General features: G+C 36.9%; 19 protein-coding genes. 1 reads left to right on the top strand and 18 read right to left on the bottom strand.

Annotation, left to right across the window (positions count from 1 at the left end; genetic code table 11):
• Nucleotides 1-3: 3 nt before the first annotated feature.
• The 11 genes from ACTJIX_RS00095 to ACTJIX_RS00045 all read right to left on the bottom strand — a co-directional run bounded on the left by ACTJIX_RS00095 (nt 4) and on the right by ACTJIX_RS00045 (nt 14,027).
• The gene (locus ACTJIX_RS00095; protein ID WP_071321141.1) at nt 4-1,482 is read right to left on the bottom strand and encodes an efflux RND transporter periplasmic adaptor subunit; all 1,479 of its coding nucleotides are present in this window, start codon (nt 1,480-1,482) and stop codon (nt 4-6) included.
• A gap of 11 nt (nt 1,483-1,493) precedes the next feature.
• On the bottom strand, nt 1,494-2,693 hold the full coding sequence (locus ACTJIX_RS00090) for a TolC family protein (protein WP_071321142.1): 1,200 nt from the start codon (nt 2,691-2,693) through the stop codon (nt 1,494-1,496).
• Between the two features lie 45 nt (nt 2,694-2,738).
• Nucleotides 2,739-3,188, bottom strand: coding sequence for a hypothetical protein (locus tag ACTJIX_RS00085; RefSeq protein WP_048882498.1), 450 nt, complete (start codon nt 3,186-3,188; stop codon nt 2,739-2,741).
• A 289-nt stretch (nt 3,189-3,477) separates the two neighbouring features.
• Complete coding sequence (locus tag ACTJIX_RS00080; protein ID WP_034675506.1) at nt 3,478-4,155, bottom strand: hypothetical protein; 678 nt, start codon at nt 4,153-4,155, stop codon at nt 3,478-3,480.
• 79 nt (nt 4,156-4,234) lie between these two features.
• Complete coding sequence (locus ACTJIX_RS00075) at nt 4,235-5,113, bottom strand: DUF4747 family protein (protein WP_071321143.1); 879 nt, start codon at nt 5,111-5,113, stop codon at nt 4,235-4,237.
• 75 nt (nt 5,114-5,188) lie between these two features.
• Complete coding sequence (locus ACTJIX_RS00070; RefSeq protein ID WP_171260619.1) at nt 5,189-5,362, bottom strand: hypothetical protein; 174 nt, start codon at nt 5,360-5,362, stop codon at nt 5,189-5,191.
• A gap of 125 nt (nt 5,363-5,487) precedes the next feature.
• Nucleotides 5,488-6,039, bottom strand: a complete 552-nt coding sequence (locus ACTJIX_RS00065; RefSeq protein ID WP_071321145.1) for a DNA-binding protein — start codon at nt 6,037-6,039, stop codon at nt 5,488-5,490.
• 28 nt (nt 6,040-6,067) lie between these two features.
• The gene (locus ACTJIX_RS00060; RefSeq protein ID WP_071321146.1) at nt 6,068-7,168 is read right to left on the bottom strand and encodes a hypothetical protein; all 1,101 of its coding nucleotides are present in this window, start codon (nt 7,166-7,168) and stop codon (nt 6,068-6,070) included.
• Between the two features lie 75 nt (nt 7,169-7,243).
• A complete protein-coding gene (locus ACTJIX_RS00055; protein ID WP_440611071.1) occupies nt 7,244-10,279 on the bottom strand; it encodes a type I restriction endonuclease subunit R in 3,036 nt (1,011 codons plus the stop codon).
• A gap of 59 nt (nt 10,280-10,338) precedes the next feature.
• Nucleotides 10,339-11,655: a restriction endonuclease subunit S gene (locus ACTJIX_RS00050; RefSeq protein ID WP_311203945.1), complete on the bottom strand. Its 1,317-nt coding sequence runs from the start codon at nt 11,653-11,655 to the stop codon at nt 10,339-10,341.
• Between the two features lie 11 nt (nt 11,656-11,666).
• Complete coding sequence (locus ACTJIX_RS00045; RefSeq protein ID WP_071321304.1) at nt 11,667-14,027, bottom strand: type I restriction-modification system subunit M; 2,361 nt, start codon at nt 14,025-14,027, stop codon at nt 11,667-11,669.
• A gap of 194 nt (nt 14,028-14,221) precedes the next feature.
• Here ACTJIX_RS00045 and ACTJIX_RS00040 point away from each other — a divergent pair, with 194 nt between their 5' ends.
• Nucleotides 14,222-15,223, top strand: coding sequence for a hypothetical protein (locus ACTJIX_RS00040; RefSeq protein WP_071321305.1), 1,002 nt, complete (start codon nt 14,222-14,224; stop codon nt 15,221-15,223).
• Between the two features lie 19 nt (nt 15,224-15,242).
• Here the strand turns inward: ACTJIX_RS00040 and ACTJIX_RS00035 are convergent, their stop codons facing one another.
• The 7 genes from ACTJIX_RS00035 to ACTJIX_RS00005 form a co-directional block, all read right to left on the bottom strand.
• The gene (locus ACTJIX_RS00035; protein WP_071321306.1) at nt 15,243-15,473 is read right to left on the bottom strand and encodes a helix-turn-helix transcriptional regulator; all 231 of its coding nucleotides are present in this window, start codon (nt 15,471-15,473) and stop codon (nt 15,243-15,245) included.
• A 79-nt stretch (nt 15,474-15,552) separates the two neighbouring features.
• Nucleotides 15,553-16,437 carry a recombination directionality factor gene (locus ACTJIX_RS00030; RefSeq protein WP_071321307.1) on the bottom strand — a complete coding sequence of 295 codons (885 nt, stop codon included), beginning with the start codon at nt 16,435-16,437 and terminating at the stop codon, nt 15,553-15,555.
• Nucleotides 16,438-16,631: 194 nt separating this feature from the next.
• Entirely contained in the window at nt 16,632-17,690 is a 1,059-nt protein-coding gene (locus ACTJIX_RS00025) for a YqaJ viral recombinase family nuclease (protein WP_071321308.1), read from the bottom strand.
• 187 nt (nt 17,691-17,877) lie between these two features.
• Nucleotides 17,878-18,912 carry a DUF932 domain-containing protein gene (locus ACTJIX_RS00020; protein ID WP_071321309.1) on the bottom strand — a complete coding sequence of 345 codons (1,035 nt, stop codon included), beginning with the start codon at nt 18,910-18,912 and terminating at the stop codon, nt 17,878-17,880.
• Nucleotides 18,913-18,934: 22 nt separating this feature from the next.
• Nucleotides 18,935-19,213 (bottom strand): hypothetical protein, encoded by a 279-nt coding sequence (locus ACTJIX_RS00015; RefSeq protein ID WP_180072471.1) that lies wholly within the window; start codon nt 19,211-19,213, stop codon nt 18,935-18,937.
• Nucleotides 19,214-19,318: 105 nt separating this feature from the next.
• A complete protein-coding gene (locus ACTJIX_RS00010) occupies nt 19,319-20,188 on the bottom strand; it encodes a YagK/YfjJ domain-containing protein (RefSeq protein WP_071320390.1) in 870 nt (289 codons plus the stop codon).
• 290 nt (nt 20,189-20,478) lie between these two features.
• Nucleotides 20,479-22,764, bottom strand: coding sequence for a hypothetical protein (locus ACTJIX_RS00005; protein ID WP_440611070.1), 2,286 nt, complete (start codon nt 22,762-22,764; stop codon nt 20,479-20,481).
• Between the last annotated feature and the right edge of the window lie 99 nt (nt 22,765-22,863).

Here is a 22,863-nt window from a genome sequence, read left to right as displayed (position 1 = left end):
CCCTTAGTGATCATGAGTAGCGCCAGATTTACCCAGCTCTGCTTTTAATAAGTAGGAATTGCCTGCTGCATACACCTGACCTGCTTTAAGACCAGATTTCACCTCGACAAAACCATTATATTTATCGCCTAGTTCTAAAGGACGTGCTTCAAAGTCATTGCCTACACGGATAAATACCACATCCCAATCACGGAAGTTTTGTAATGCATCTTCACGCACAACCATTGCTTTCGTACTTTGATTTTCGAATATTTGTGCGGTAACAAGCTGACCAGAACGCCATTTGAATTGGTTCGCAATCTCAATAAAGACTTGAGCAGTACGTGTTTTAGGATCAATCACATCACTAATGTATTTAATCTTACCCAGTGCTTCCTCCGTACTTTCCTGTACTTGAGGTTTAACTGTTACTTTTGCATTTGGATTAATCGCATTTAATTTATCCGCAGGTACATTGACCACTGCAAGCAACTGTGAAGTATTGGCAATTTTAAAGAGTGGTGAAGCTGGTGTTACATTTGAACCCACAGCAGCAAGCACTTGTAAAACTGTGCCCGACATTGCTGCTCTAACTTCAATCGTCCCATTTCCTGAACCACCGTAAGAGCGGATTAAGCTATTCAGCTCATTTGCACGAGTCTGTGCATCATCATATTCACGTTTTGCGTTGATGTAGTCAATTTCAGGCGATACGCGTTTTTGAAATAATGCGCGTTCCTGTTCCATTTTTTTGCGTGAAAATTGCAAATTATCTAATGCAATGGATCGCTCAGCATTTAAGCGGATCAGATCTTGGCTTTGAACAGTTGCTAACAGATCACCTTGGCTGACTTTATCACCAATAGTGCGATAGGTTTTGATGAGTGTTCCGCTTGCTTTAGGTGTAATGAAACTTTCAAAATTGTCTGGGAATTTAAGCTCGCCTTTAAGCTCAAGCGCATTCTCAAACGTCATAGGTTCAACTTTAAGAAGTTCTAAGCCACTGCTTTTGATACTGCTATCCAACATGGTTACACGGCCTTCTTTGGTCTCCCATTTCCAGCTGTGTTTCTTGCCTTGATAATCAACATTAATCACCATCAAGAACGAATGCGGTTCATAAACAATTTCATCGCCAATCAAGTAATCACTTTCAGGTTTGAAGCGAATGGTTTGCTCAGCATCTAAACGCTTAATAAAAATATTCGCGTTAATCTCACTCGGCTTTAAAGGCTGATCTTTGTAGTAGCCATAGACACGTAAATGCGGCTCTACACCTTCTTCAAAAATTTTTACCTCTGCCGAAAAGTCTCCATCACGATATAAGCGTCCACCATGTGGACCTTTTTCATCGCCTGCGACAGCAGCTTTTTCTTCGACAGCTTCACCATGTGCTGAAGACGTCTGTGATTTGTTTCCTGTTTTGTACCAAGCCAGAGCACACAACATGACAAGTAAAGCCATAACGCCTGTAGCAATGACCGTATTCTTTGGTTTATTCATGTTCTCTGCCCTTATTCTTGATCTAAATTCGTTACATAATTTCGTTCAACTTCTGCAATCTGATTTTGCAAAGCCAACCACAGATCAAATCGAGCGAGATGTTTGTCTAACCAAACTTGTTTAATGCTATTAAATTCCAATAATGAAATTTTTCCTGCCTGATAACCCATTTCTGCAATGCGTAAACTTTCTTTTGTTGCAGGTAAAACAGATTGGTCATATTGCTTGATTGCATCAATCAAACTGGACACCTCAATAGATTTGTTATCCAATTCAATCTTTGAGTTTCGATTGATTAATTCTGAACGCGTTTCCGCATTGGTTTGCTGTGCTTGTGCGAGTGCAATATTGCCGGTATTACGGTTGAATATCGAAAGCGGAATTGATGTGGAAATCAAAAAAACTTTGTCATCGGTTTCTTGATAATTACGCACACCAACGCCAAGCGTGATGTCAGGAACCGCTTCTTTTTTTGCTAATTCAAATTGAGTTTTTGCCTGCTGCTTTTTGAGCAATGCCTGCTGTTCAGATAAGCTCACCTTGTCGGTGAAGTTAATCGTTAAAGGAACATCAATAGCATTGGCTGGCAAATCAAAAGCAAATTTTGAACAGAGATTTTTCTGAAACTGAACCTTTTTCAATTCATTTTGATAACGCAGTTTAGACTCAACAGATAAAGCCGAATTAAGCTGAACATCAGATGGAATCACCCGTCCATACTTTAGCTTTTCATTTAGAACTGTTGCTTGTCTTGCACTCAGCTTGCTCTCTGCAGCATAAATTTCTGCTCGCTGAGAAGCTGCATACCAATTAGACATGCAGATTCGAAAATCGGCTTTTAACTCTGCTTGTCGTTGAGTAATCTCAAATTGGTTATTATTTCCTTGCAAACCCGCTAATTGCTTACGCAAGGCAAGTTTATTATTCAACGGAATTTCTTGGGACAAACCCATGAATGCCGTTGGGCCATCCAAGTCTTTAAGCTTGGAATTACCTAGATTATCCAATTCGACATTGAAAGTTGGATTGTTCAGCCGACCAGCATATTTTTGATTTACATCATAAGCCTGCTGAGATTGCTGCAAACTTTTTAGAACTGAATCATTTGCAATAGCTTGCTGCTGTAACTGTGCATAATTTGTTCCTGCAAATAACTGCGGAGCAATGATGACTAAGCCACAGGCGAAAATTACCTGACTTTTTTTAGACATGACTATACCTATACAAAAAATGAAAAATATTTTTGTATAGTTAAATCAATTTCTTAGAACAATGAGAGTCTTGGTAAATGCGTAGGAATTACAAAGAAAGTTAATCCTTTTCCTAAGTTTAAAAGACCGAATTGGGCGTTCAAATAAACCTAAAAATAAGAGGATTAAAGGTAAAGCAAAACTAAGGAAAAAGACTGGATCAATTGAGAAATGATCATCAGCTTGAATTGGCTTTACTGAATGATGAAATGCGGGTTCATCATAACTTGTCCAGTTATGATTTTTTTTATCTTGATCTGCTGTACTCAGAACTTCATCATGATGAGCTAATGACCATTGACTCGAATCTTCTGTTTCTACAGAAATACTCAGTTCATGATGATGGTCTAGATTTTTTGCTATTACAGGCGCCCACGTATAAATCCCCGTAGTTGTTATAGCAAACAAAAACAGGACTGATACGAGGATAAGCTTAACAAACTTATTAGCCAACATAGCAAGTTAGATCAAAATGAAACGTGAAAAGCATACTGAATAGCTTCTAGGAAGTAAATCCTATATGAAAATATATCTCAAATTTTCAAGCTATCCTTTGATAAAGGGATAGCTTATAGGAACTGAAGCTTTATTTAGTTATTTTCTGGAACTGTACTAAAAGGATTTAAACTGTACCTAGTTTGAGTTAGTACAAAGTAAGCTTACTTATCTTAGAGGTGGTGGAAGTTTAACTAGCAATTGAAACTATTGTAACTATTAAAGAACGTCCATGTTCTTTAACCCAGATTTACCCAAGCTCGATCAAATTATCTTGTGAATGCTCTTCAGCATCATCCACTCTTTCGAATTCTTCTTTTGCCATAACAACATCCTCTTTAATAAGTGACATTAAAACTTCATGATTGATGAATTTCATAGCAGAAATAATTGCTACTAAGACTCCAACTATTAAGATAGCAAATTGAGAAAAAATATATGTATTTTCATCGACAAAAAACAAGTTCCATCCTAAATATTTAAACAACAAAGTTAAGAGAGTATTTGATATAAAAATTGGTACTGATGATACGTATAAAAGGAAATAAATTATTGGTTTAAATTTTAATGCCTTAGATCTATCGATTGAAATGAATACATCTTCCTGCCCAAATTTTTTAACTTCTATCTTATGTCTAATTTTTTTTATTTTATTGACCATTGAAAAAAAGTTATTAGGGGATTTTAGCTTAAGAATATTCACTTCCTTAAAGCCTAGTTTTTCAGTGGCAATCATTGCCTGTGCAAAGGCACTCTTTTCATAATCAGTGATATCAGCTCGCTTAATTTCTTCTTCATATTTTTTAACAGATACCGCCCTATCTGCATAAAATTTTGCACTATGGGTAAAGCGTTTTCTGCTATCTAACCAAGATAAAATTGGGTAAATAAAAATGATAAGAGGTAAATATTTTAAGATTACATCCAATGATTACTACTCCAAATGGCTAGTTAAACCTGTGGGATGAAATAGCACCCCACTCTATTCACTACTTCGAATTTGACCACTAATTAATGTTACTTACAATTTCCAATGCTTTAGCTTGGATCAAATAATGTTGATCTGTTTCATCTGGATCATACTGAACTCTAATAATTAAAGGGTTAGATTCAGCAGTACTTTTATCTTCTATTAACCCTTCTTGATTTTCGATCTTATATTCAATAATGCCATGCTCTGCAGCAAACTTTATGAGCTCTTTTACTTCATCGCTTAAGTTTAAAAAATCATTTTTACCTGCGATATATGTCTGAATATAAGACTCTGTATTCATATCAACCATATGAGAAATAACTTTGTGAGATGAATCGAACTGCTCACCTATTTCTGGCTTTTCTAAACAGATTTGAATTCGTTTTAAAGTTTTCGAATTGATAATCTTTTCTGCTGAAATTACTTCAGGGACTGTACTAACTATGATTCGTCCAAATTTGTCCTGCAATTTATCCGTTATAATTAGCTTCTTTAAAAACTTTTCAAGCAATCCAATTTGGATCTCATTTTCAGGGTCCTTCACTTCACAAACCAATTTTTGATGTAAAGGAAAGAATATAAATTTAAAGAATCTTGGATTTGCTTTTAAATTAGATGGAATATAGTTTTCCTCTACATTTTTATGGCGATTCCTTTCATTTTTTTCTTCGTCATACCAATCACTTGTAAGTCCATTACTTTTAAAAACTTCTCCACTAAAACCATTAAGCAAGTTCTCTTCATTTAATGGTTTTATAAAGCGAAATTTTAGATAGTTATTACGTTCCATTGGAATCGGTCTAGGATTTTTCCGAAGTTCTTCAAAAAGCTCAACATAAGTTTCAACTGTTGTACCTTCTCGAAGTAATTTAATATCAACAACAGCATAGTTTACAGTACGGTTACGCGCCATTATTACAACCTCTAATTCAAAAATTTAATAGGATACTCAATGGCTTCGAAAAGCCATTGAGCATTATTTACTGGTTTATTTTTCTTTACGTACACCTTTAAAGGGTGTCTTATCAGATGTCTTAACATCCATAAAACGCCCAGTATCAGTGTCACGTTTAACCCAATGTCCACTTGGGGTTTGTGTTTGAGAACGATCACGAACCATTCCATTACGATGTCCATCGCCTGATGGAGGATTTGTAGCCATAGCTAAACTCCTTATTTCTGTTTAATTTAATCTGTTTAATCAGAAGGTTTCAAAAAGGGCTTTTCGCCCTTTTGAAGACTATAACCCAATAAACCTGATTAAGTCAAACAGTTTAATCAGATTATTTAATCTTTTATTGGTCGATAAACAAACTCATGCCCACCAGAAGATGCTGTTTCTTTTTCACCTAAGATATAACCTTGATTAAACAGTTTTTTTAGCTTCATGCTTGCGTTCGGAATAGAAACATCAAAATGATTAGCAATCAAAGAGGTTGTAACTTTTGGTTGTTCATAAATAAAATCTAGCAATTCTTGTGTTGCTGAATTAACTTTTGGACCTATCCAAAGCTGCTTGTCTTCATGCTTAATTAACAAAGGTTGCTCTTTAGCCTCTGCACCGTATTGCCAATTATCTATTAAATCTTTGTTCTTAAAATTTGTTAAATAAAAAGCTTTTTCCCCACGGAAATTTTTTGCCAGTGATACGATACTTTCTCTCGGGAAAGAGGCATCTGTAGCATCAATACCTCGTAAAGATACCTCGAAAATAGAGTACTCAGGGTGTTCATCAATATACATTGATATAGCTTGATAAACCTCTCTCCCTTCTTGATTGCCAAAAGCAACAGATGAGTTAACAAGTTTTCTAAGCTCTATAAAATTTTTTTTAGTCATCTGTTAAATTTAACCTGTTTAAACAGCTTCAGTCAATTATAAAATCAAAACAGATATGTGTGCCATGTATATATGTTAGATTTCTAAGTATATCTTCACTAATCAGCTCACCTTTTCGATAGATCAATTGAATACTAAAATTATTCAACCTAATACTTAGATTTGCATCAAACCTACTTGCATTATCAGTTGTACTTTTAAAACCTAATCCTCTACCACTACTTTTACCAAACCGAGTAATTCTTCCTTTTGAAAAAACTTCCAATGCCAAACCTATATCTGATTCTTCTTGGCCCTCAGGATATTTTTTATATAGATCTGGATAGTTATGTTTAAGAGTCGTCCTTAATGTTGCCACTACTCCTCTACCACTATCAGAAATTACAGCTTGTATATGCTGTTTTGAATTCGGTGGACTATATAGCTGTAATCCAGCAAATCCCTTCAATTTAGACTCACTATGATCACTGACATTCCCAATAAATTCAGCAAAAAATAGAGTGGCTACATTCGCATATTCTGATGATGTCTGCGCAATAAAACTTGTCCTCAAGTCACTTTTTAATTGTTTATTTTCACTCTGTGGACAAATTTCACCAAACTCAACTAAAGACTGACAATTTCCCTTAAATTGTTGTGCTGTTGAATAAGTAGGTCGTTTAGGTAAGACAATGATCCCTTTATTGGTGAAATCAAAAAAACCATTTCTATTCAAATAGCTATGTGCTCCAGAACAATTATCAAGATCTACAACAACCTTAATGCCATAATCATTAAGCTGATTTATCAATGAGATAAATCTAGCAATAACTTCCAATAATAATTTAGTATTTTTTTTAAAGATAAAGGATACCCTTGCCGTATCCTTGAAAAAATCACATCCCGCTAAAACCTTATTTTCATATACTTCCGCATCTATCCATCCGGAAGGAAAATCAATTTTTATTTCTTTAACATTTAACGGATTTTTATTATTCCACGTAAAATCAGACTCATCTCTTATATAGACATCAGAATGCTGCGCTAGGAATGAATTTATTTCTTTTTTATTCCATCCAAGAATTGCTGCTATTTCAGAGCCTTTTAAATTAGGTCTTACATCCAAAACATTTGCTATTGACTCTCTCACCTATCCCCCTCAAATATTTTTAAATAAATTAGGCTAAACAGAAGTCACCATTAATGATGGCTTCTGTAAGTAAAACTAAACCTCTTCCATCTCGATCAAGTTTTCCAAGGTCTGACTAAACGTATCTTGGAATGCTGAATCTTTACGGTAAAGGTTATACAAGTCCACCATATTCTTACGCTGTACTACCATAATTTCATCGAGCATCTTTTTAAATACCAATGCTCTGTTCTGTGGGTCTTGCGTCTGCTTATACTTCTTCATAAAGTTTTGATGCTGCTGAATACGTTTCACCAAATCAATGATTATCACCCGTTGATCTTGTGGTGTCGCACTCCAATCCTGAAACCACTTTTCATTAAACTTGGCAACGATCGAATCTAAAGTTTCATCATCATTTTCTTCGCTTGGATTACGAGGGTTTGGATTTTGTGGATCTAAAACCGTTTCTTCGGCATCAAGCGTAATGGTCTTGTTGATATGCTCACGCTTCAAGGCATAAGTACTTAAATCGACTGATTCCAACAGGTCATCAATACCATTTAAGCGTCCATCTTGTACATTCAGTTTCGGAATAAGGAATTTTAAGAACCAATACAATTGCTCCCACTCCTTGTTATTAAACCGTGAGATGGAAGAGACTTGAGCATAAATCTTAACGAACTGTTTTGCCTTAACTTTAAAATCAACCCGTTGCTCATGTTCCCAAGAGTCTTTTCTCTCTTCATCGAAACGTGTTGCCACTGTATCAATGATTGGGCTTAGATCACTGCCTGACGCATTACTAAAGAACAGTTCATTAAACTTCACCACTTCATGTAATTCGTAAATGCCTTTGTCATCTAATGCTGTTTTAATGTCATTCAGTACATTGACATTTGTTGCTTCAGACAATGAAGTCGAGGTGTAAAAATCATCAAAGGCTTTTTTAATATCATCAACATCATTGTAAAAATCTAAGATAAACAAGTCTTCTGTGCGTTTGTTGTATTTAGGCGCAGCACGGTTTAAACGTGACAAAGCCTGTACACATAGTACGCCTGTGAGCTTTTTATCAATATACATCGTGGTCAGTTTAGGCTGATCAAAACCAGTCAGATATTTGTTTGCTACAACCAAAATGCGGTTTTCATCTAGATCAAACTTTTCTTTTGTTTTTGTGTCATTAAAGCCATTCAACGATTCTTCAGTATAGGTTTTACCATCAACTTCTTTCTCACCTGAAAATGCAATCATGATGTTAAATGGTTTATTTTTTTGCTCTAGCAATTTTTTAAGTGACAAGTAATAGCGGATCGCAGCTTCAATGCTTTGAGTCACGACCATGCCCTTTGCTACGCCTTTGAGTTTTTTCTTATTGACTACATTATCAATGAAATGCTCCAGCATAATACTGGCTTTCGCATCAATCGATTGTTGCGACGCTTCCACATAGGCTCTTAAAATACGTTGTGCTTTTTTCGATTCAAACATTGGATTGTCTTCAATCGACTTTTGAATCTCATAAAAGCTCTTATATGTCGTATAGTTTGCCAACACATCTAAAATAAAGCCTTCTTCAATGGCTTGTTTCATACTGTATAGATGAAATGGTACATATTTGCCTGTCGCAACATCTAGTTGACCAAACTTTTCTAATGTGGTGTTTTTAGGCGTTGCAGTAAAAGCAAAGTACGATACATTTTCACGCTTTTTACGTGTGGTCATCATTGCCACAAGCATGTCCTGAACATCATCAGCATTTTTTAAGGCTTCATTGCCCATTGCTCGATTCATGCTGTTATGCGCTTCACCTGACTGTGAGCTATGTGCTTCATCAATAATAATGGCAAAATTTTTATCACTTAGATCAGTCACGCTATCCCAAATGATACGGAACTTTTGAATAGTGGTGATAATAATTTTTTTACCCGTTTCTAAAGCACTTTTTAGCTCTGCACTGTTCATTGCAGGGGCAATAATGTTTTTGATTTCCGAAAAATCTTTAATATTATCGCGCAGTTGTTTATCTAAGATTTTACGGTCTGTCACCACAATTACCGAATCAAACAAAGGCTGATGCAATGCTCGTTTGCCTGCTGCTAATGCATTGTTTGGGTATGCTTCAATCAATTGAAAGGCTGCCCAAGTAATCGAGTTCGATTTACCCGAACCTGCCGAGTGCTGAATCAGATACGGTTTGCCCACACCGTGTTGTGACACATCACGAATGATTTTACGCACCACATCAAGTTGATGATAACGTGGGAAAAACAAGGTGCGTTTGCTGAGTTGATCTGAATCTTTACCGTCTAAACGGACAAAGTGTTGAACAATATTAACCAAGCTTTCTTTGGCAAAGATTTCTTCCCACAAGTATGCCGTTTTATATCCGTTTGGATTAACAGGATTACCTTGCCCACCTGATGCTGTACCTTTGTTAAATGGTAAGAAGTAGGTCTTTTTACCTTCTAATTTGGTGGTCATATAGACTTCATCGGTATCGACAGCAAAATGCACCAAGCAACGTGCAGGCGTAAGCAATGACTGTGTTGGGTCACGATCTTCACGATATTGTTTTTGACCGTGATAACGTGCTGTTTGATTTGTCCATGCATTTTTAAGTTCCATCGTCACCAATGGCAAACCATTAAGGAAGATGACCATATCAATTTCTTCACGACGGTTTTTGAGTGAATACTGCACTTGTCGTGTCACGCTAAAAATATTAGACGCAAAATTTTGTTTAACCGATTGGCTACTGCTTGCCAATGGGCATGGGTACATAAAATGAAAATGTTGCTCATCAAGTGCCATGCCTTTTTTGAGCATATAGGCAATGCCATGTTTTTTAATGAGCTTGTCAAAACGTCCTAGAATTTTTTGTTTCCAGTCGTTTTTATTATAGGCTTTGTAGGCATCTAAGCTATCTTTTTGAGTGCTTTCTAAAAATTGAAAAAACAGTTTTTCATCAATGGCATAGTCTTCATTAAAGTCGGACACATGCCCGATGACATAGCCCAAACCCGTATGGGCTTGAGCGATGCCTTGAGCAAGGTCTTCTTTACAGATACCGACCAATGCACGTTCGATATTTTTTTCTAAAGCCAGTTCGTTTAAATTTTTGTTCACAAGTATTCCTCTACGCTCTGCATTGGCGGTTTATAATTTTTTAAAAGCTATATGAAGATTTATGCCACTTTAATTTTGCCTGTAACAGCATCATTAATGAGTGTGGTTTTATATTCTTTAAGCTTTTCAATTTGTGCTGTTAGATTGTTAAGAGCTAAATCAATTTTTATAGATTGCTCATTAATCGCTTCAATAATTTCATTCTGCTCTTCAAATGATGGAAAACCAATTTTCATATTGAAGAACATATGCCCATAAAATCGGAGTCGTGACGAATGTAAGCCAGTGGATACACGATTGTAATGTTCAATATATTTAGTGGTTTTCAATAGATACTCTAAATATTGAGCATTAAAGATATTAGGTTTCTTCTGTCTATAAACACCATAAGACGGACTCACTATTCCTTCATAAGCAGAAACCCCCAATGCCCCCATCCATGCCCACATAATGTTCATAACTAAGTCATTCTTTTTACATAATTTAGAGCCTGAATAATCTTCAGCCATAAACATAGAAACAATTTTTTCAGAGCGTGGCGTTACACCTGTCATATGTGAAACAGATAATAATTCTTCTTGCCCTTCAGATGAACGTTCATCAACTTCATCAAATAAAAATTTAGCTCGGACAACTTCCCAATGCTCAGGAATCTGCCCAATCCACTTCACACCCGAATCCATCGTTGGTACATTTGGATTTAAACCTTGCGTCACTGCTTTTTGAATCACAATTTGCTTACGTTCATTCAGTAAAGCAATTTGCTGTTCTTTAATGGCAATAGCTTGGTTCAGCTCACCAACCTTTGTATCTAAAAATTGTGATATTTCATGCTGACAATCAACATCAGGTAACCAAATAGTCGTGTCTTTAAGAATCGACTTAGTAATGCTATAAACTTTTACACCTTTAACAGCTTTACGAATTTGATTTCGAAAACTTAATGAATCAAACACATAAGCCAAAAATCTAACATTAATATTATTTTTAGGTCGAACAATGACTGTATGATAACCAGCAAAGGTCATCTGATGGCTATTCAAGTAAGTAAAATTTCCCGATCCATCAATATCTTCTGATGTATCAGCAAATACAAAGTCACCATATTTAAGTAAAGATTTTGGTGAACTTTTCAAGTAACTTTCCGATACACATTTTAATTGGTGAGCTTCAGGATTGACCTCAAAACCATATTTAGAATGGACTTCACCATAATTTACACAGGGAATTCCGACATCTTCTAAGTTTTCTTTAGTAATGTTTAAGCCTTTTCCAAAGTCACAAATATCTCGAAATCTTAAAACTTCCCAATCATTAGGTATCTCGCCTAAAGCTTCCACACCTGAATCTTTATAAGCATCATATTTATTAAACATTCTGCTTCCCCTTAAAGACCCAAAATCTGTGCAATCAAACCATCGGCTTGTTTCTCAAGACTTAAAATATTCTTAGCCACAGCTTCAAGCGAACGCAACGGCTTATGTTGGTAGAAATACTTATTAAAACTGATCTCATAACCAATTTTCACCGAATCCAAATTAATCCATGCTTCATCCACATGCGGTTTTACTTCATCTAAGAAATATTGGTGAATACGCTGATTTAACGGCACTGATTCGCTGTCACGGATATCTGCATTGCTTTCATAAGTGATGTACTCACCTTTTTTGCCTGTTGCAAAATAACCAAAGTCAGCTAAATCAGATTCTTCACAGCCTAAATGCTCAAGTAGCTCAGCCAACTTATCGCCATTCAACTTCACGACTTTCTTCAGCACTTTCTCAGCGGTTTCGTCATACCAGCTCACGGCATTTAAAATGCTGTTCTTTTCAGATGCAGATAGTTTTAAATCAAGGGATTTAATTGCTTTATCTACGTTGTCTTTAAACACATTAAAGTCACTTGATTCCGCTTCACCCACTTGCGCCATAATTGCTTGAGCAGATTCAAACAACGTCTTGAGTGATGTCCAATGCTTAATATCAAACAGCTTGGCTTTTGCTTTGGTATTTAAGCTGATCTCTTGCTTCTCACACCAATCTAAAACGTCTTTTTCCACTTCTTTGAGCTTGCCTGCTTGGTACAGCGCATCGCCATATTCAGCAAACATATATTCCATTGGCTCAAGCAAGGATTTATCAAAACGTAATGGCTGTAAACGCTCCAAACTAAACTGCGCTTTACGACGATCAGGACGTTCGATATTGACTTTATAATAGCCAAAATCACTATTATTAAAGACCTTAGAGGCTAATCCAATTGGATCATTATTGGCATCTAAACCACGCTCAACATCTTGCCCATTGAGGTACACATTTAAAATTTCCTCAAGATGCTCAGGTGCAAACTCACAGTTCTTTTGTCCTAAGTTTTTACGTAACTTACGGTAAAGCAAACTTGCATCAATCAGTTGTACTTTGCCTTTACGTGACTCAGGCTTGTTATTGGATAACAACCAAATATAAGTGGTAATACCCGTGTTATAGAACAAGTTGTTTGGCAATTGAATGATGGCATTCAGCAAATCATTTTCGATGATATAACGACGAATGTTGGATTCGCCGCCACCTGCATCACCTGTAAATAAACTTGAACCATTATGGACAGAAGCAATACGGCTACCAATACCATTTTGCTCAGGCGAGCTCATCTTACTGACCATTTCCATGAGGAATAAAAGCTGACCATCGCTCGAACGTGGCGTTGCATCTTCTTCTTTCAGTTCACCCCAATAGTTTTTAAGCTCGACTCTAAAACGTGGGTCGATGACTTTTTTATCTTCGACAATGTATTTTTGATCTGATGCCCAGCTTTTACCATACGGAGGATTTGACAACATAAAGTCAAAACGTTTTGAGGCAAACTCATCACTTGCCAAGGTCGAACCCACACGTATGTTTTCAGGGTTATTGCCCTTAATCATCATGTCAGATTTACAGATGGCATAGGTTTCGTCGTTAATCTCTTTTCCGTAAAGGAAGATGTCACGATCTTCATCGCTATAACGCTCTTCAATAAAGTTTTGTGCTTCAGTGAGCATACCTCCACTACCACAGGCAGGATCATAGACAGACAAGGCATACGGAATACGGTCTTTGATTGGGTCAAAGACCAAATGCGTCATCAGGTCAATCACTTCACGTGGGGTAAAGTGCTCACCTGCCTCTTCATTATTTTCTTCGTTAAATTTACGAATGAGTTCCTCAAATACATATCCCATACCGAGGTTAGACAACCCCCCGAGCTTATAGCCATTTGGATCTTGCGTTTCAAATGGGCTGAGGTTGATGTATGGAGATACAAATTTTTCCAATACATCCAACAATACATCTTTGCTTGCCATGTGGCGGATTTGAGCAAATAAGTTAAAGCAATCGATAATTTCTTTAACGTTATCGCTGAAGCCACGTAAGTAGTCTTCAAAGTTTGCCAATAGAATTTGCTGATTATTAGTCGCTGTTTCAAATAAGCTTTTGAGCGTCCATTGTGAGCTGTTATAAAAGACATAGCCTGAAATATGACGGAGTGGTAAATCATCTAATTCAACAAAATCAGGTTCAGCTTGTTGATCCTGAACTTCAGCTAAAATTGCAGCTTTGGTTGGTTCTAATAAAGTATCTAAACGACGTAACACGACCATCGGTAAAATGATGTCACGGTACTTACCACGTACATACACATCGCGTAGACAATCATCCGCAATAGACCAAATGAAAGAAACCAATTTATTGTGAACTGAATGATCCATGTTTAGACCTAAAACTATCATTATATATGTCGCCAATTTAACACTATTTTCAAATAGTTGGGCAGTGTGTATATTGGCTTCTTTAGGCTTATACGCCAAATTATGTCGCGAAATTTGGTCTAATGAATCTACTCATGCGCTCAGACTGCTTTGCGTAAAATTTAATTCTACTTTAATAAAGAACAGGTTCTCATATGGCAGATTTTGATTGGATAACTGAAGACTTAGGACGCATCAAAAATGAGCTTCGATTAGCTCGTAATACAGCAAGCTGCCGAAAAATTTATGATTGCATGAACATTTCTCCTGAGTTAATGGATACTACTGATCTAACACTCGCGTTCAGACGTGCTTTTGGAGTTTTCTTAGATCCATCTCTTATAAGTGTGAAATTTAATATCAATACAGAAACAATATATATATTGAGAGATTGCATACATAAAGACATTATTGAATATGAGCACCCTTTAGAATTAGAAACATATAACTTAAATATTATTAAAGATATAAATTTAGATTCTGATGAAAAATATAGAACTCTTAAAATACTTCTACAAACCAATATAAATCATATTATCAATATTATTACTTTAATAAATAATACATCTGACTTATCACTTTCCAATGATTATTATGAAATAGAAAAAAATATTTATCTTCTTACTCCAGAATTTATTTTATTTTTAGAATTATTTGGAAATCACCATAAAGCTTATGAGTGGTATTTCTCACAATTCGAAGCAGCCACCCAAAAAGAAAATTTTAATAGAATTTCTAATGATTTTAAAATTATAGCCATAGATTATGAAAATGATATTAAGAACCAAATTATCGAAATATCTATAGAAAGTTTCAAAAATTCAAATTACTGTCAAAATAACAAAGACATAAATTTAAAGAATGATTGGGAGTATGTGGGCTATTTAGCTTCAATAAAGGGAATTGAAGTCGCTGTATCTGATACCGAAAACAAAGTATTGGAATCTTTTCTAAAACTAAAAGAATCTCAAAAACTTTTACTTCACTATTATATTTACCAAAGTAAATATGATGATTTATCTATAGATAAGATGCCTACAGATATTAAAAAATATACTTATCTAGACCTATGCACATATTTAGGAATAATAGCTAAAGATATTTGTAAACAAGCATATATCGAATATTCTAATCAAAATGTTTCACAGGAAAAATAAGGGAGCGAAAGCTCCCTTTCTATTCACGGCTTGCCAACTTACTTTCAATCCATTGATGGATCTCATAAGCTGACCAACCGATACGGTTTTGGGTGATTTTGACTTTCTTTGGAAAGGTCGGATCGTAGTAGGGTGAGTTCTCATCCATCATTTCATAGATGGTTGAACGTCCAACGCCAACTAACTCTACGACCTGCTTGATACTAATCAGTTGGTTCATTTGGAATGTTTGTCCTACAAATGTACTCATGGTGTTTACTCCGATCTCATGATGTCGAGCAACTCGCTCATGAGATACGGCAATCCCGTAAGGTTTTACACTGTCCGATTCAATTCAACGCAGTCACTGAGCCTTTTAAACCCTGTTGAATATTAAAAGACTCATTTTTAACAACTGACTGCTGTTGCTCCTCTGTCTGATAAAACTCCTCTACTACATCCAATCCTTCCTCTATATCCATTTCAAATTTCGCATTAGCAAAGCCCTGTCGTGCCATCTGATCGAGTGCCTCTTGATTGAATCCAGCCTGCTTACTTTGCTGATCAATCTCATGTGCAGTGTGAATCGCAGACTGCAAATCCACACCCTCTCTTAATGTTAAATCCACATAATACACAGGCTGACGATAACTCTGCGTTGTACTCTTACCTCGTAATGTCAGTTGTAGTGGCAAGCATGAAAGCAAACCATTTGATGCTGCATGGTAGTAACTCAGTCGAGCTGCCAAAGTCCGAATGCTGTTAAAGCCTGTGGTTCTAAAAATGAATGTGCCAAATTCATCCGACTCATCTAAGTTCACATGTAAACGTCCATATGGTTTGCAGTGTCCACCTTGAGCTAAAGGACATAAATCAGGAGAAGGGCATGGATGCTGTTCAACACCTTGGTTGGTTAAACGCTGACAAGTTTGACCATCACCCACACAGACAGGACGTCCAGTCTGGCGATCAAATAAGATGTATTCTGCGCGTAAGTTCAGATCAGGATCATTAAAGATCATGCGGACAGGGATTGAACGGAGTTTCTGATTCGGAGCATTCGCTCGAAGCTGTTCATCTAATGGGTGCTTGACCCATCCTTCTTTATTTTGGATTTGCGAGGTTATGGTGAATTGATCATCTTTTTCAGGTAGACGTTTGCCATTCTTTTCCACGATTCGACCAATACTGATACGTCCAAGTGTAGGCGGTGTGATCGCTAGACCTTTGATCATGGTGATACTCCTATATTTAATTCCTTACAGATTTGGGTGCTTCTATGTAGGTCAGAACACGGACCAAATAAGTTATCCAAATGTTAAAAAGCTGAGTTTTAGCTGCAAAGATCGCGACCGATTTGCTCTCTATACATGATGTAGAGAGCGGGGAGCGATTTTTGTGCATTTTTGATGAAGTGAATGAGATGGGCTTAATCGATATAGATGTTGAAGCGACGACTGCCCTGTCTTTTCAATGGGTATTGATCAATAAGATCAGGCTGATGCTTAAGCAGTGCTTTGGTATCCAAACTGACACTATCATTGGCTTTCTTCCACACTACTGAACCACGACTAAACGTGGCACGCTCTGCATCCTTCATCATCATTTGGATTTGATGCTTGAGTTGATAGAAGCGTTCTTGCTTATGCTGAATCTCTTCTTTCAGTTTGATCAGCTTATCGAACATGAGATTGGCTGTTTCATTCTGTGATAGATCTTCAACTGTTAGTGGTACATGCATTGGATACAACTGCTGAATGGCTTTGGCTGCCGATTCACTCGCATCCACAGATGGTGGTGTATCCTTTTCCACACATTCCCAGAAGTAACGTTCTGCATTAATGATGTGCTGAATCACAGATTCAGAACGAGTGACTTTAAAGATTTTGGTTTCATGCCCACAGAGCAAAACACAAACATGGGCTGCCTGTTTTCCTGTCACAGCTAATTGGTGCTGTACCTGACACAAGACATAAAGGGGTACGCCATCACGCCACAGCTTTGCTCCATGCTCCCCTGCTGTTTTACATTCAAGGATCTGTACTTCATCACTTCCGACAACGGAGTAATCTAAGTTTGCCAACATGAAATGTTTGTCAGGTTCAGGGTGCTGTAACACTGCATTGACTCGACGTACCTTATTGTTGGTGTGCATGCTGTAATACTCAGCCACTAAAGGTTCAAGTTGCTTGCCCCAATACAGTGGTGCAACCCCTGTACTTTCATCTTCAATGGACTGAGCTTGTCGACCTGTTTTGATTAGCCACAGTTCTAGCATCGACATGTATGGGTTTAATCCACATGCCGTAGCTGCGTCACTGCTACCGATACCTTGCTTACGAACTTCAAGCCAATCTTGATACGCCATATCTTTGGTGCTGACTAAGCGTTTTGCAGAATTAGCTCGCTTGGTTGTGGCTAATGGGTTTAATGCCGTTTGCACACCTGTCTGTACAGATTGATTAGAAATCGGTGCAATTTGATTCATAGTTCTATCCTTATAAATTTCAGTTTTGTAAAAAAGAAGCGCATAAAAAAGCCATACCCGACACGAGGTCGGGTATGGCGATATGCATGCTGATTCAGATTGTTGATTGTGAGTTGAAACTAGATAGCTTTATATGTGTGCTTTATTCAGCGATTGTTGAGACTTGCGGGGTTAGAATTACATGAGCTTAGGCTATCAAGCTCAGAGCTTGTTCTAATCCACGTTGTTTAAGACCTGCGCCTGCACCAAACCATGCTGAATCGAGACGATGATCTGTACTCATGGCACGACGTTCATGATCAACGAATTCCGTGATCGAACACAGTAAGCCATAAGCCGTACCTTTAGCAGATGAAAGATCTGCCCCTCGCCCCTGACCATTAAACATGTCGAGTGCTTTGGTCATAGCTCTTCCATTTGGTTCAGTTTTATTTTGCTGTGGTGGGTTACTTGCCACCTGACGGTAGAACTGAATGATGTTCTCTTCAGGATCAGAAATTGACATGGTGCTATTGTTGAACACAGCATCAAAGTAAGCCTTAGCTTCCTGCTGACTCACCTTACGCTGCGTGAGCTGTTTCATTTCATACATGTGCTCATCCCATGCACGCACTGAAATACCCAATTGCTGTTTCACCTTCTCTGCATCAAACTTGGTGCTATGTGGAACTTTCACTACACCAGCACTACTGCTCTGCCCACGTAATGCAATCGCCAAAGTGTTGTTACAGACCACTCGGATACTGGTGAACTGTGCTGTCGTTGCCAAAGTGCCGTCACACGCAGTAGCCAGCAGGATATAACCATTACTGACATCCTTAGACTTTAAAGCGGAACTTTGACCTGTACGTGCCAAAGCCCAGAACTTCTTCCCACCTTTCAAAACCCCTGCGGTTTCTAACTTAAAGCCAGATTGCTCAGTCAGATCCCGGTAGAACTCCAGAATCTCTTTAGGTTGAACTTCCTGATAACGCTGACTGACTACAGATAAAGGTGCATGGGTATCTGAACGATACAACACTCGCTGTTCTTCAAATGGCATGATAATGCTCTGACCACGTTCATTTTGTGCCATGTAGCTGACATTGGAGGATTCAATCCGCCAGTCCATCCCGGCTTGCTGTGCCCAGACTTCCAGTGGTTGATTCGGACTTAGCTGATTACCGAGACCATGCCAAGGGGTTTCGCCAACATAGGCGATTTGTTCAATTTGATGTGCCATTGATTCGATCTCCTATGCTGATTCAACGAAAGTTCTGCTGACATTGATTACAGTGGTAGTAGGTCATGGTGATAGGCTTTTTCGGCTCATCGAATACACTACTGAATAGACCACCAATAACTGCACCTGCTAGTCCACCAAGTAATGGGGATACAGGTAAAGGTAAGCTCTTTGAGATGGATGCACCAATGGTGGCAAACGATGCTGATGCTGCAAGACCTGATGATTCAGTTCCATTCACTTGTTGATTCACAACTTGGATGACCTGATCAGATAAACAGTAAGGACAAGTTAAACTCATAATATACATCTCCAAAAATGACAAAGGCTTACCGATTGGCAAGCCCTGAAAGTTGAAATAACTTTGTTTTCATCTAGATGATGTATATCTGAGATTATTTTCAAATCACTGAAAGGTACGCATTTTAGGACTGAGCTTTACACGTAAGTGTTGCGCTTCTTTCTCAGGGTTCACTAGATAAGCACCTGCATTACGAAGGTTACGAACCTCCACTGGATTATCCCGATGTATTCTACCAATACCAAGAATACCGAGCTCTCTATACTTAGCTATTTGCTTAGGATCATGACAGTTGAAATAACAGCCCTCATCATTAGTAATCTGCTTCCACAACTTCCCGACCTTATCCGCTATAGCCCATCCTTTTTGACGTTGATGCCCATTGAAGATTAACAACAGATGGCAATGATAACCTTTGGTTTCACCCTGCTCTAACGCCCATGCAGAATCGACTAAGTCATGAAACGGATCTTTACGCTTAGATATCGCTTTACGCAACTCTTCTAAATCTTGATAGAACATTTGGATATCGATGATATCGTGACAGCTTTGCAAATATGCAATATCCACTCTCACTACTTCTAACTTTGAATATCGACTAAGAGCTCTATCTAATTTTTTCGATAAAGATTCCAGATTACGTTTTTCGTTCTCACGATGCCTATGGAAATCTTTCAGCTGTCTACTCTGGTACCCCTTAAAGTAATTTTGATAGTAATCAAATGATTCACATTTCAACTCATCGACGACTTCATCAAAATCTAAATCATCAATATCATGCTCATCTAACCAATCACACCATGCATTGATATAACCAAAGTACTGAAAGCCTGAACGGTAAATATCATCAAAATGAATCAATAACTCTGCAAACTCTTCATAGAAATCCAATGGTTCATTCTCAGCCTTAATCCATAAGTTTGTAGTTACTTCTAGTTGGATTGTTAATTTAGACTCATTAATTGATTTACTCATGTTTAATACTCAATATGGAAATAGCTCCATATGACATGGGTAAACTGTATAAATATAAATTTTAGTTAGATTGTACTTAATGCTATAAGCTTATGAGTAGTAAGAGTATTAATCTCTATATGATATATATTTAATAATATTAATAACCTGCCATTACAAATTTGAATATTTGTTAGCCAAACAACATATTCAACCAATATTTTCAATTTTTTTTTCACAATATTTGAAGCTCTATTGATCAACAAGCATAATCGATAGAGCCTACTTTTGAAAAAGTTATGCGGTGAATATCAAGCATCAGCTTTATTTGATTTAGTGCTAGGCTTTCGCTTTTTTTTACGAGGTAACGTACCTCTGATAAGCCATTTAGGAGTATCTGAATAAAATGTATTATCTAACAGATCCTTATATACTATGTAAGGAGCCAAGTTATTGATAATAATATTTTTTAGTGGTTTATCAATTGATTCTACTAGCAACTCTTGATATGCCAACCCTTCTACAGAATTAAATATTTTTTTAACTCGGCACGAAGCCTTTAAATCTAATGGCGGTTGAAATGCCTCACTAGCCTTCTTGAGCGTTTCCTGCCATCTTTCACTAACAACATCCGCTAAATTAGAATAATTATTCAGTACTTCACGATCAAATACAAAAACAATATCGGCAAAGAATCGTCTTTTATCTGACACTTGGCTTGTATCATTTTCAACCCATGCCCCTACATACGCCCTAAGCTTAGATAATGGTGCTCTCCGTTTTCCCGCATGCAACATCTGATATAAAGCAGAACTTAGCCCTTTTTGTTTCATAAAGCCGTTCTTCATCTCACAGCTAAGTGAGCATCTAATTAAAACGCAATCGCGCTTAAAAGCCCCTCTCAAATAATTTTGGATTTTCTCGCATCGTTGCTCATGCCTTGGAATATTTATGTGCTTATTTTGCCCTAACGTAATAGCTATGGGACTATATATTGATTGAAATAGTCCCCCATAGTACTTAAAGTCTTCAATCTTAGATTTATAAAAATTAGCTCGTGTATGATCAAAAGGAAATGACAAAAAATCCTGATAGTCATATTTTCTGAACTGCCCGAAAAAATAATGCAATAGCCTTGATCGATAAACGCCCCCAATTCGAGTTCCCAGCGTAATAATAGAATCATGTTGCATGAGCAAATCTACAAATTGAAACAGCGTTCTTTCAACTATTTGCTGCGCTCGCATTTCATTAGGCTGTAAGGATCGCGAATATTTGACCGATAGCATAAAAATTTCAATTTTTTCTAGAAGCTTAAGCTCTGCTTCCGTTAACTTAAATGTTGCGTAAGATGACAAATTTTCTTGATATTGCAAAATAATATTCTTCAAATAGTCTTTGCTATAAGCATCTAAATGATTTTGTACCCAACACAAGTCGAATAAAGCATATTGAGTTAAATCACCTAATACACGATGTGGGTTAGGGTGCTTTTTGAACTTTTGTATAATGATATGCACGTTTTCATTAAAATTAATTTCGTGATTTTCCCGCCCAATAATGTCATCATTTGTAGACTTGAACATAAAGTCCTGATCCAATCTCACAAGAAAATCTAAACAATTCTCAATGAATATAGCTTTATTCTTTTCGTCGTAAAGGCATAGATTAAATTGCTTATTGAAGACCTCACTACTTGAATTAAAGTTATCATTCCAATTCATAATACTGACATCAATATTCAAGTCATATGATTTTAGAAGCTCATGGCACTGTGTTTTGATCTCACTTATTGTTCTATGTTCCGTGTAATCAGATGTTGTTTCAAATACCCATATACAGAAGTAGTCTAAGCCATTATTGTGACCATTCAAGCAAATATAATAATTACGTAATAACCCCTCAACTGAGATCTGCCGTAAAAGCTCATATCTCTTGCTATGAAGTTTTGCAATTTCATCATCTGCATTATTGCTATCAATTCGAATTACAGTACTTAAAACATGTAATTTTTTACCTATCTTAAGTAGCTCGTCTAAATCACTTAGTATTAAACTTTTCGTTTCTGAGAATTTTTCAGCTGGTATGCCATATCTTCTTAAATTATCAATGTAATGTTCATACCATATTTTCAAGAAATCATTCTGCCAACTCCCTGCATAAAATTGTCTGAATTGTTCCTGCCTCAGGAAATGTTGCTGCTGTTTTAGATTTGTTGATTTAGCAGTCCTATGGACAAAACTATCAAAGATTCGACCGAATTCAGTTAGTCTTTTATTTTTTAGACCCATTTGTAGCTGATCAAAGTTAGGCATTACATAAAGTTGATCTAGCGCTTTTCCTATACCCAATAGAAGCTGCTGACTTCTATATCGGCCTACTTGATTCGTTTGCTCACCGCAATGTAAGTGCCGAAACTCCGTTTCGATCTGTTCACACCACTGCAAAATATTTACCAATAAATTAATTGTTTCTTTATATGCACAACCTGCCTTGGGTTCTTGAGAGGAGAACGTATCCTTCATAGATTTAGAATACATGTAACCTAATAATTTATTGTAATTTGAAAGCTTCATACTATAAAGGCTTTGTTGCACAAAGATTTGAAATGCAAAGCGCCCCTAATTGAGCCAAATTTAAGGCGTAACTTGGGTAAGTGGGCGACCTAATTCCGTAAATCTGTTAAGGACTGCTAC

It is taken from the genome of Acinetobacter sp. 22323, from assembly GCF_052044895.1.
Classification (GTDB): domain Bacteria; phylum Pseudomonadota; class Gammaproteobacteria; order Pseudomonadales; family Moraxellaceae; genus Acinetobacter; species Acinetobacter schindleri.
This window is presented reverse-complemented; position numbering and strand designations above follow the sequence as displayed.